This window comes from Rhodococcus sp. (in: high G+C Gram-positive bacteria), assembly GCF_049299235.1.
Taxonomy (GTDB): Bacteria; Actinomycetota; Actinomycetes; order Mycobacteriales; family Mycobacteriaceae; genus Rhodococcus.
The window spans coordinates 38,577-48,631 of sequence record NZ_JBAQXC010000311.1 but is presented as its reverse complement, the minus strand read 5'-3'; the positions used below and the strand labels follow the sequence as shown (position 1 = coordinate 48,631).

At 68.8% G+C, this 10,055-nt stretch carries 8 protein-coding genes; all 8 read right to left on the bottom strand.

All coding sequences use genetic code 11. The features are described from left to right. Window positions 1–4: 4 nt before the first annotated feature. Window positions 5–769, bottom strand: coding sequence for a CbiQ family ECF transporter T component (locus WAX14_RS19250; RefSeq protein ID WP_422629649.1), 765 nt, complete (start codon window positions 767–769; stop codon window positions 5–7). Next, on the bottom strand, window positions 766–2,778 hold the full coding sequence (locus tag WAX14_RS19245; RefSeq protein ID WP_422629648.1) for a DUF2232 domain-containing protein: 2,013 nt from the start codon (window positions 2,776–2,778) through the stop codon (window positions 766–768). Before WAX14_RS19245 ends, WAX14_RS19250 begins: the two co-directional genes overlap by 4 nt. Window positions 2,779–2,848: 70 nt before the next feature. Then, window positions 2,849–4,153 (bottom strand): M23 family metallopeptidase, encoded by a 1,305-nt coding sequence (locus WAX14_RS19240; RefSeq protein ID WP_422629647.1) that lies wholly within the window; start codon window positions 4,151–4,153, stop codon window positions 2,849–2,851. A 103-nt stretch (window positions 4,154–4,256) separates the two neighbouring features. Beyond that, window positions 4,257–5,012 (bottom strand): class I SAM-dependent methyltransferase, encoded by a 756-nt coding sequence (locus tag WAX14_RS19235; RefSeq protein WP_422629646.1) that lies wholly within the window; start codon window positions 5,010–5,012, stop codon window positions 4,257–4,259. Then, window positions 5,012–6,280 carry an MFS transporter gene (locus WAX14_RS19230; RefSeq protein ID WP_422629645.1) on the bottom strand — a complete coding sequence of 423 codons (1,269 nt, stop codon included), beginning with the start codon at window positions 6,278–6,280 and terminating at the stop codon, window positions 5,012–5,014. The genes WAX14_RS19235 and WAX14_RS19230 overlap by 1 nt, the downstream gene beginning before the upstream one ends. Continuing rightward, complete coding sequence (locus tag WAX14_RS19225) at window positions 6,277–7,530, bottom strand: ATP-grasp domain-containing protein (protein WP_422629644.1); 1,254 nt, start codon at window positions 7,528–7,530, stop codon at window positions 6,277–6,279. Before WAX14_RS19225 ends, WAX14_RS19230 begins: the two co-directional genes overlap by 4 nt. Beyond that, complete coding sequence (locus WAX14_RS19220; protein WP_422629643.1) at window positions 7,527–8,825, bottom strand: ATP-grasp domain-containing protein; 1,299 nt, start codon at window positions 8,823–8,825, stop codon at window positions 7,527–7,529. The genes WAX14_RS19225 and WAX14_RS19220 overlap by 4 nt, the downstream gene beginning before the upstream one ends. Beyond that, window positions 8,822–10,051, bottom strand: a complete 1,230-nt coding sequence (locus tag WAX14_RS19215; RefSeq protein ID WP_422629642.1) for an aminotransferase class V-fold PLP-dependent enzyme — start codon at window positions 10,049–10,051, stop codon at window positions 8,822–8,824. Before WAX14_RS19215 ends, WAX14_RS19220 begins: the two co-directional genes overlap by 4 nt. Between the last annotated feature and the right edge of the window lie 4 nt (window positions 10,052–10,055).

The window sequence follows — 10,055 nt, the reverse complement described above, 5'->3', positions numbered from 1 at the left end:
GACCTCAACCCCACACGGCCATCACCGTGCACGCCGCGGCCACCGCCCCCACCGTGACGACATCCCCGATCCCCCAGCGCGGGCGGGTGCGCGCCACCGTCCGCTGCCCCCGCACCGCCAGCGCGTCACCGAGATCGCGGACCCGGCGCAGCGACACCGACACGACCGCCCCCACCGAGTCGACGACCTCGTGCCACAGTCCCTTCGGGGACGGCACGCCCGGACGGCCGCGCAGCGTGCGCGCGGCGAACACCATCCGCAACTCCTCCCGGATCGTCGGCAGGACCCGCAGCGCGAGGGTGCAGGTGGTCACCCATTCGTCGACCGGGCATCGCAGCAGCCGCAGCGGCGCGAACAGCACCGGCAGGGCCTCGACGATGTCGCTGAGCCGGGTCGTCCACCCCACCAGCAGTGCGACGACCAGCAGCGCCACCCCCACCAGCACCGAACGTACGTACGGGTCCAGTCCCCCACCGAACGAGTTGAGTGCGGCGAAGAACACGACGAACGCGAACACCCACCACGGCACGGTGGGCACCGCGCCGCGCGGGATCCGGGCGACGGCGATCGCGACCGCGAGGACCGCGTACAGCACCGCCAGGCTCGTCCAGGTGGGCACGAACGCGATCGTCACCGCGAGCGCGGTGGCCGCGAGGAGTTTGGTGCCCGCCCACAGCCGGTGCACGGGTGTTTCACGCGGCACCGGTCGCAGCAGGATCAGCGGGCGCCGGCTCTTGGTTCTGCCGCTTTCCGTGCTGCCGCGTCTCATGCCGCCACCGTCCTGTCGTCGACGATCGTGCCCGCGTCGAGCGTGACGGTGCGCGAACACACCGCTTCCATGCCGTGCAGGTCGTGGGAGATGACGACGATCGTCATGTGCTCGGTCGCGCGCAGGTAGCCGAGCAACGCGACCAGGTCGTGGCGACCGGCGTCGTCGAGTCCGGCGAGCGGTTCGTCGAGCACCAGCACGCGCGGCGCCCGAGTGAGCTGCGCGGCGATCGCGACCCGCCGCATCTCACCGCCGCTGAGCGTGTCGACGGCACGGTCCACCAGGTGTGTGCCGAGCCCGACCCGGTGCAGGACGGCGGCCACGTACGGCCGGTCGATGTAGTCGAGGCCGGCGACCTCGCAGATCTCCTCGGCGACGGTGGGCCGCTGCAATTGCAGCCGCGCCTGCTGGAACACCAGCCCGATGTCGCCGCGCAAGTCGGCGGTGGCGGTGCCATTCAGGGTGCACGTCCCGGTGGTCGGCCGGTGCAGACCGGCGACGACCCAGGCGAGGGTCGATTTGCCGGAGCCGTTCGCACCGACGACGAGCACACCCTCGCCGCGGCGGACCGTGAGCGAGACGCCACGAAGCGCAGTGTGCGCCCAGGGCGTGCGGGCGGCGTAGGTGTGGGTGGCGTCGCGGATCTCGAGTATCGGTTCGGCGGCGACCGGCGCGGTCGCGGCGGCGACGGTCCTTGTCGTCGGTGCGGGCGCCGCGGCGAGACGTCCGCGGTCGAGGTGAACGACTCGATGCGCGGTGGCGGCTTCGCCTTCGATGTGGGTGACGAGCACGACGGCGGTGCCGTCTCGGGCGATGCCTGCGAGCAGGTCGAGCAACGCGCCCCGGCTCGCGTCGTCGATCATCGCGGTGATCTCGTCGGCGATCAGCAGCGCCGGGCGGCGCGCGAGCGCACCGGCCACGGTCAATCGCTGCAACTGCCCGCCGGACAGGTCCTCGGTGGGCCGGTCCGCGAGCCCACCCAACCCGACCCGTGCGAGCAACTCCTCGACGTCGAGTGCGCGGTCGGTGTCGGCGTCGAGTCCCCAGCGCACGTCCTCGGCGACCGTGCGCCCGAGGATCTGCACCTCCGGATGCTGGAAGACCAGCGCGGTTCCACCCGGTGCGCCGAGGCCGATCCCGCCGGGACGGTCGACGAAACCGGTGGTCGGATCGAGGCCGGCGAGGATCCGCGCGAGGGTGGATTTGCCGGAGCCGTTCGCGCCGACCACCGCGACGAACTCGCCGGCTCCGATCGTCAGGTCGACACCGGTGAGGGCGTCCACGGTCGCGCCCGGATAGCGGTATCCGATCGTGCGCAGGTGCACGGGCAGGGGCGCCGGGGCCGATGCGGAGGTCGCGGGCCATTCGATGGGGGGACTGCTCCACCGGGTGCGCGACGCGACCGTCCGGAAGATGCCGAAGCTCAGCAGCGCGCTGCCGACGGTACCGGCCACGATCGCGCTCCCGATCCACAACCACCAGTAGGTGACGAGGAAATCGGTGGTGCGGGTGAAGGTGTCGACGAAATCCTGACCCGCTCCGGCCGCCTGGAATGCGCGTGCGGTGCCCTGCATCGAGGCGACGAGGGAGTCGAGTAACAAGATTCTGGTCTGGTCGAACAGCAGCAGCATCCCCACCGCGAACGCTGCGACCGCCAGACCCAGCGGGATCGAACCGGCGAACACGACCAGTACCGCGTTGCGTCCCCACCTGCGTTCGGCGTATCCGACGAGCACACCGACACATGCCAGCACCAGCAGCGCCGCCACGCCGAAGGGTCCGCCGGCGATGAGCGCGACGACACCGGCCGCTACGGTCGCCGCGACCGCGGACCGCAATCGGTTTCCGGCGGCGAGGAATGCGATCGGCAGTGTGACGAGGACCTGCGCGACTCCGACCGGGATCAGCCCGGCGACGATGGTGACGAGGGCGGTCAATGCCCCGAACACCGCCGCTGCTGCTGTCTCGAACGGCCTCAGTGGACCTGTTGCTGTGGATTCCGCGTGCACCGATCCCAGTGTGCCAGCGGTCGCGCGGTGTGCCTTTGGGGCCCCTGGGGCAGCCACAAAGGCACACCGGTCAAAATGTCACCAGCGTCTGGTCGAGCACCATTTCGTCGGTGTGCTCGGTGACGGGGATGTCGGGTTTGGTGACCAACGGGATTCCTGTGCCCTCGGACCGGTCGAAGTCCGCGGTGCTCGCCACCTGACCGGTCACGGTGAACGCGTCGGTGACGGAAGGGACACCCTGGGATGCGAGGAACGACGGGCCGTTCATGACATGCACGTGCAGGTGCGGCGCGACCGAGTTACCGGTGTTGCCGACACTGCCGATGACGTCCCCGCGTTTCACGGTGTCGCCCGCCGCGAACCGCACCGAACCGGGCTGCATGTGCGCGTAGTTGACGTAGAAGCCGTTGCCGATGTCGAGAACGAGATTGTTGCCGTCGGCCTCGCCGATCGGGATGCCCTGCGGATACGTGCCCGGTTCCTGCTCGGGCAGGTCGTTGCGGCTCTGGACGACGGTGCCGTCGGCGACGGCGACCACGTCGTCGCCGAAGATGTGGTATCCGGCCGGGTCTTTCGGATCACCGACGAAGATGCGTCCTTGTTCGTCTGCCTGTTCCCAATCGACCGCGTACCGCTGCGCCAGATACGGTGTGCCGTTGATCGGAAGCAGCGCGTGGGTGTGCCGGACCGCGTCGCAACAGGCATCTGCGGCAATGTAGTTCGACCCGGCGAGTGGTGGCCCCAATACCGGCACCTCACCGTCGCCGACGCTCACCTCGGCGATGGTCTCGGTCATCCGGTTCGATCCGGGAGGTGCGGCGTCGGCGAGGATATCGACCTCGTGGACGAGCTGCGTCGGCGTGTCGACGTCCGGTGGAATCACGATGTGCACGAACAACGTTCCGTTCTGCCCACCGGCCAGGATATTCGAGTATCCGTCCGGCGCACCGGGAGCGGTGCCCCCGGCCGGCGCTCCGGTCGGTTTCATCCGCGACGCCACCGCATCCGAATCGAACGTGGCGAGGGTCGCGGTCGACTGCGCGTCGAGCGCCCGGACACCCGTCACCGTCGCCTGCCCACCGGTGAAGTTCGTCAGCGAGATCTCGTACACGAGGTGCCGCTGCCCGTCCGATCCGGCAAACGGGGTGGGTGCGAACATCACCGTGCCGATCACCGGGGTGACCACCTGCGCGGGCAGTGACATCCCGGTCTGCGGCGACATCCCGGTCTGCGGCGACATTCCGGTCAGCACCGTCGGAGCACGCGCCGAATCGGTGGTGCCGGAACCGCACGCCGCGACGGCGGTGAGGAGGAATGCGCCGCACACGGCGAACAGCGACCGACGCAGCGGACGAGAACCCAGGACTTCGGTCATGCTCGACTCGATTCGTACCGGTGTGCGGAAATGTCCGACCTGCAGATTCTAGACCGGTGGACGAGCGCGAACAGGCCCATGACGAATCATCGCTGGGATCACCTCACCGCTGGGCCATGATGACGCTGCTGGTTCCGCGCCTCCAGGTAACCGCTGCGGATCGGAATCCCGATCGGGTCAGCAACACCCGATGAGCCGAGCTGCCCAGTCCGTTGTCGTGACCGTGTGCGGGCACCAGCGCTGCCCGCATCTCCAGCAGGCCGGCGAACGCCGGCTCCGCCGCGACAGCCTCCCACCACGCCTGCCAACTCTCCCCCGCAGCGTCCGGCACGCCCTGCGAAGGGACGGCCCTGGCAGCCGCGTCGCCTGAGTCCTCGTCCTCGGCCGCTCCGTCGGGGAGCGGGAACTCGTCCGCGTTCACGAGGACGCCGCCGGGTCGGACCAGTCCGGCGGAGTCGCTGTAGATCCTCTCCAGCGCGACCGGTGCCGGATAGTGCAGCGCCGTACTGGACACGATCGCATCGACCGTCCCCGCGCGGAGCCTCAGCGCATCCGACCATCCGGGAGAGCCGACATCCACGCGCCGGAATTCCACCGCCGCGTGGACGGCACGACCGAGGGCGAGTAGCAGCGGATCCTGATCGACCGCCACCACCCGCGCCCGGGGGAACGCAGCCACCATGTCGGCGGCGAGACGTCCCGGTCCACAACCGATGTCGACGATCAGCATCGGGTTCGGGCAGATACTGCGGACGGAATCGACCACCGCTGCCATGCGTGCGGTGCGCGCACCGGCGTACCGTTCCTGCTGCAGTTCCCAGCTGTCGTACCAGGCCCTGGCGTGGCTCGGCGTGATCATCACACAGGCTCCGTCACCGATTGGGAGTCCGGCGCGTGGTCGGCACGCCGCATCGTGGCGACCGCAACCACACAACTGAAGGCGACGGCCAGCGCACACGCCCAGAATGCACCGCGCACACCGGGCGCGGTGTCCACCAGGCGTCCAGCCACCGCCGCGCCCAGCGCGGCACTCGACATGTTCGCGCAGGTGAACCAGGTGTAGCCCTCGGTCAGCATGAACCTCGGCACAGTCACCGCGACAAGTTCGGCGAGAATGGTTGTGGCGGGCGCGATCACCGCACCCGTGACCAGGAGGAACGCACCCATCACCACCGGCCCGGTCGCGAGTTGCCACAGTCCGTACCCGGTGCCGAGGACAAGCAACACGGCCACGAGCCGACCGAGTAGTTCACGCGTGGTGCACGCACCGGACAGAAGTCCGTATGCGAGGCCACCCGCCGCGCTACCCGCGCTCCACACCGCGATGAGCACCCCGGCCGATACTCCACCCGTCTCGCTCCCGTTCTCGGTGAACGCGGTGATCGCCACCGGGGCCGCGCCGAAGGACAGGGCAACGCCGGCGGTCACTGTCAGCAACAGTACGAATCGCGGAATACGCAGCGGCCCCACCCCGACGGTCGGGGGTGACTCGGGAACTCGGCGGAGGGCGCGGATCGCACAGCCCCGGCACACCACCAGGGTTCCGACCAATGTGCTGATGCTTGCGAGTCCGATCGCGACCGCGGTACCGAATGTTGCCGATCCCGAGGTACTTCCGGTCAGTAGCACACACAGGGAGACAATCAGTGGGCCGGCGACGAACACCAGCTCGAATACCGTCGACTCGGCGGCCATCGCCGCCGACCGGAGCGGCGCATGCGGTCCGCCGTCGGTCAGATGGGTCCATGCCGCGCGGATCGACGGGGACATCGGAGGGAAGCCCGCTCCGGTGACACCGGCGAACACGAGTAGCACCGTGGTCGGTCCGTCGAGCAGGACCGTGCAGAGCAAGCAGAGCTGGCCGACTGTGTACACGAGCGCGTAGAGGGGAACGACCCGTGCGGCAGAGTAGCGGTCCACGAGTCGTCCCGCGACGGGCGCGGCGAACGCCGTAGCGAGAGAGATAGTTCCAGCCACCAGCCCCGCTTCGGTGTAGCTACCACCGACCGCACGGATGAGCAGCACCCACGCAACGATGGTGACCCCGTGACCGAGACGAGCAACGGTGCCGCCCACCAGCAGCATGCGCGCGCCTGGGATGGCCCACAGTTGCCGGTAGACATTCACTGCGACACCGCCGAAACAGCGCCGATGGTTGTTCCGCTGATCGAGAAGGCAGCAGCGACCGTTCGGATCGCGGCCTCGACCACGGCGGTCGAGGCTCCTCGGAACCGGAAACGGCCTCCCACGTGCTCGTAGTACGACGGCGCCGACGCGATGACATCACCGACGGCGACGGTGTCCTCGGCGTACAACTCGGGTGGTGCCGCGGCGGTGCCGTGGACGCGGCGAACCGTCGCCACCCGGCACGGTCGCTCGGTGGGGGACGGGATCAGCAGGAGACCGCCGTAGTCGTCACCGCCAGGCACCTGCAGCGGTTCTCGTGCCCATCCGTTCGCCGCAAGCGCGAAAGCTGCTCCCATCAGATCGAACCGGTGTACGTCGCGCCACACGATCGGAATCTCCGCGCCCCCGGCGCGGGCGCCGATTTCGACGAAGGTGCACTGCGGCTCACCAGCTGATGTGCGGTCGACGAACACCTCGAGGTGGAACACGGTGGGTGCGGTCGTCAGTGCCGGCAGCAGTCGCGCAGTGAAGTCCTCGATCGCGGCGAGCGTCGAGGCGTCGTCGACCTCCACCGAGCCGATCCAGTGTCCCTGCCGGAATTCGAGGGGGGTACCGAGGTAGCGGGATGCCCGCCACGGACCGATAGCGCGGCCGTCGAACAGCCCGTCGACGTGGAACAACCGGCCGTCGACCCACGCCTGGACGAGTGAACCGGCCGGGTCCGGACGCCACTGCGGATCCACCGCCTCCCGGGTGGCGAACACAAGCACCCCTTCGCTCGAGCTGCCGAGCGTGGGTTTGACGACCACCGGCCAGCCGTGTTCGTCGCCGAACTCCACCACCGTGCCCGCGGAGTCCGCCGCGGCGAAGTCCGGCAGGTTCAGTCCGGCCGCGTGGACCGCACGGGCCATCGCGAGTTTGTCCCGGAACACGGAAAGCTGGTCCGGTGTCCGCCCCGGCAGACCGCGTTCGGCGGTGAGCTGCGCGGCGGTGAGCAGATCGTCCTCCTTCAACGCGACGATTGCCCGGGGAGGTCCGAATCGGCATTCGAGGGCTGCGACGGCGGCACGGACCTCGTCGAGGTTGTCCGTCGCGGCGACGAGCGCAGTCGCCGCGGCCACTGCGGGGACGCCGCCGGACCCGATGTCCGTGGTCACATAGCTGACGTGGTGGCGGGCATGATCGATATAGCTCTCATAGTCCGCGTACGGGGCCTGCCAACGGTTGATGATCACGATGTGCGCGGTCATGATCGAGCCTCGGCAGTCGTGCCGATCCCGTCGACGTCGCAGAATCCGTCGATGTCGTAGAAGCCGTCGCCGTCGAGGTACAGCACGGTGAAGAGGTCGCGCTCGAGGATGTCGCGATTCGGGTGCGCAAGACCGATCATCATCGGCTCGGTCACGTCGGAGACGGTGCGGTGCAGCACTTCTCCCGGTGCCACGACGATCTGGTGATCGACGTAGCTGGGCAGCGCCCGAATGTCGGGCAGCCGTGGGTATCCCCGCAGCACGCCCGCCCGCGGTGCGGTCATGAACGCCATCGCGGCGTGCGAGCGGATCTGGCCCGCAGCGGTGTGATCGCGGCGGAAACTCGCCGGATCGGTGAACGCGCTGACCGTCCAGCCGATCTGAGATTCGCCTCGGGCCAGTTCGGCGTAGCGGGCCGTGTCCGCTCCGCAGAGGCGGGCTCCGATCTCGACCAGCGCGGGCCCGTCGGGTGTGTCCATGATTTCCAGATGTGCCGGTCCGTAGCTGATTTCGAGGGCGTCGAGTACCGCGAGTGCATACTCGACGAGCGCGGCGGATCGGGGTTCGTCGTCCACCGACACCGCGGCGACCACCCGGTCGGAGACGCCGTTCGCAGAAATCTTGACGTATTTCCAGCAGTCGGTGACCCGATGCTGACCGCCGCAGCTCACCGTGTTGACGACGTGTTCCCCGCCGACGAGGAATTCCTGGGCCACCACCCCTTCGTTCGTGATACCGAAGATGTTCTGGCTGTTCACGATCGACCGGTAGGCTGCGACCGACTCGACCGGCGAGTCACAGAACTGGACGCCGTCGTTGCCGGCGCTGCGCGTGGGTTTGATCACCACACGTCCGCCGAGTTCGGAATGCCAGACGGCCAGACTGTCTGCGTCCGGCACGAGCAACTGCCGGGCGACGCGCAGTCCCCTGTCACGGAGACGCTCGATCATCGCGTACTTGTCCCGCCGGATGCTGCTGGCCGCGGTTCCGTTGGACGCCAGACCGAGCCTGCTCGCTACCGCGTCGGCCAGTTCGACTCCGGTCTCGCCACCGGTGACGACTGCCACGGGATCCAGCGCGGACACAGCGGCGGCGGTGCGCACGACGGCGGCCTCGGCCAGCCCGCCGTCGTGTACGAGGCACCCGGCCAGTCCGTCGCCGGAGAATCCGCGGTACACCGGAGGGATCTCGGGAGTGCTGCGCAGTTGGACGACCGGGAACCCTCGATCGATGAACCCCTGCGCCAGTCGCATCGTCGGCGCGTAGACGTCGACCATCACCACTGGCCGGCTCAACGGGCCGAATCCAGGTCGCGCAGCACGGTGATCAGGCGATCCACCTCGTCGAGGGTGTTGTATGCGTGGACACTCACCCGGACCGACGACTCGGTGCCCCTGTCCCCCGCCTGGCAGTGGCCGTCTGCACGGACCATGAAACCGGCTCCGGCGAGGACGAATCCGAGATCGTTCGCGCTCACCTGACGATGTCGGAAGGTGACGATGCCCTGCCGACGTTGCACCCGGGATTCCAGGGTCAGGCTCTCCTGACAGCCGAGAAGTTCGTAGGACTCGCAGCCGGCGAGCGCGTCGGTGACGACGGCGCCGAGTGACACTGTCCAGTCGTGGATCTCGCGGAGCCCGGCGTCGGAGAGCCAACCCAGTGCGGTGATCACGCTGACCACTCCCGATGTGTTGGGACTGCCGCTCCAGCCGTGTGGGGCGAACGCCTCCCCGCGGGTGTTCCGCGCCCAGATCGCGCCGATGCCCGGCAGTGCCATCGCCTTGTGGCCGGAGAACACGACGAAGTCCACGTCGACGGCGCCGACGTCGACCGGCATGTGCCCGACGCTCTGTGCGGCATCGAGACAGATCACGATGTCCGGCCCGCACACCCGGCGTATGCGGTGCACGTTCATGTCGTTTCCGTACACGTGGTGCACGTGGGTGACCGCGACGAACCGGGTCCTCGGCGTCACCAACTGCGCGAGAGCGTCGATGTCGTAGTCACCGGAACCGGACTGCTCGTAGGGCAGAGCGTGGACGACGATGTGCGTTCCCCGCCGAGCCAGCTCCGCGCTCGCCTCGAGCCACGGCGCGTTGTTGGCCTGATGGTCCGCGAACGGAACGATGATCTCGTCGCCGTCGCGGAGCTCGCTCATCAGCCAGTCCATCGCGACCCGGCGCAGACCGGTGGAGGTACCGTCCACGAAGGTGACCGTCGACGGTCCGTCCCCGGCGTCGCCGAGGAACCGGCGGACGGTGTCCCGGCCGATGTCCATGAGCTCGGTGGTGCGGTTCGCCCACTCGTAGGTTCCGCGGCCGGCGTTCGCGTTGGTGGTGGTCAGATAATGGTGTACCGCGTCCAGTACGGGGCGCGGCTTCTGCGCGGTCGCCGAGCTGTCGAGGTACACGAGGCCCGGGTTCCCGGTGATGATCGGGAACTGCTCCCGGAGCCCGGATTGCCACTCGGCGAGCCGGGTGAGGGTGTCGTGCGGTGATTCGGTCAGTGCAGTTGTGGTCATCGTC

Coding starts and splice junctions, on each gene's coding strand:
- WAX14_RS19215 (WP_422629642.1), bottom strand. CDS start 10,051: ATGACCACAACTGCACTGACCGAATCACCGCACGACACCCTCACCCGG.
- WAX14_RS19240 (WP_422629647.1), bottom strand. CDS start 4,153: ATGACCGAAGTCCTGGGTTCTCGTCCGCTGCGTCGGTCGCTGTTCGCC.
- WAX14_RS19225 (WP_422629644.1), bottom strand. CDS start 7,530: ATGACCGCGCACATCGTGATCATCAACCGTTGGCAGGCCCCGTACGCG.
- WAX14_RS19235 (WP_422629646.1), bottom strand. CDS start 5,012: ATGATCACGCCGAGCCACGCCAGGGCCTGGTACGACAGCTGGGAACTG.
- WAX14_RS19250 (WP_422629649.1), bottom strand. CDS start 769: ATGAGACGCGGCAGCACGGAAAGCGGCAGAACCAAGAGCCGGCGCCCG.